1 protein-coding gene is annotated in these 1,171 nt (G+C 68.1%); it reads left to right on the forward strand.

Features of this window, described 5'->3' with window-relative positions:
- Positions 1–1,171 (forward strand): alpha-amylase family glycosyl hydrolase (locus ACFC09_RS45960; protein ID WP_376539170.1); only part of this gene is annotated, 1,171 nt, incomplete at both ends.

The raw sequence follows: 1,171 nt of genomic DNA on the forward strand, positions 1-1,171 counted from the left end.
GCGGCTGGGGGCGGCGCTGGCGCCGGAGGTGGACGAGGTCCTGGCCCGCCACCCGCTGCGCGAACTGGTCACCGCCTCCGACCCGCTCCCCCTCCTCGTGGAACGCGAACGCGCCCTGTACGGCTCCTGGTACGAATTCTTCCCCCGCTCCGAAGGCACCCCCACGCAACCCCACGGCACCCTGCGCACCGCCACCCACCGCCTCGACGCCATCGCCGCCATGGGCTTCGACGTCGTCTACCTCCCCCCCATCCACCCCATCGGCACCACCCACCGCAAAGGCCGCAACAACACCCTCACCGCCCACCCCGACGACGTCGGCGTCCCCTGGGCCATCGGCTCCCCCCACGGCGGCCACGACACCATCGACCCCCGCCTCGGCACCCTCGACGACTTCCGCCACTTCGTCACCCACGCCCACGAACTCGGCCTGGAAATCGCCCTCGACCTCGCCCTCCAGTGCTCCCCCGACCACCCCTGGGTCGACAAACACCCCCACTGGTTCCACCACCGCCCCGACGGCACCATCGCCCACGCCGAGAACCCCCCCAAGAAATACCAGGACATCTACCCCCTCGCCTTCGACACCGACATGACCGGCATCACCACCGAAACCCTCCGCATCCTGCGCCACTGGATGACCCACGGCGTCCGCATCTTCCGCGTCGACAACCCCCACACCAAACCCGCCGCCTTCTGGGAACACGTCATCACCGACATCAACACCACCGACCCCGACGTCATCTTCCTCGCCGAAGCCTTCACCCGCCCCGCCATGATGCACACCCTCGCCCAGATCGGCTTCCAGCAGTCCTACACCTACTTCACCTGGCGCAACACCAAAACAGAACTCACCGAACACCTCACCGAACTCACCGGCGAAACCGCCGCCTACCTCCGCCCCAACCTCTTCGCCAACACCCCCGACATCCTCCACGCCTACCTCCAGCACGGCGGCCGCCCCGCCTTCGAGACCCGCGCCGTCCTCGCCGCCACCCTCTCCCCCACCTGGGGCATCTACAGCGGCTACGAACTCTGCGAGAACACCCCCCTCCACGAAGGCGGCGAAGAATACCTCGACTCCGAGAAATACCAGCTCAAACCCCGCGACTGGACCACCGCCACCCGCGAAGGACGCACCATCGCCCCCCTCATCACCCAACTCAACACC

This window comes from Streptomyces sp. NPDC056161 (assembly GCF_042268025.1).
In the GTDB taxonomy this organism is placed as follows: domain Bacteria; phylum Actinomycetota; class Actinomycetes; order Streptomycetales; family Streptomycetaceae; genus Streptomyces.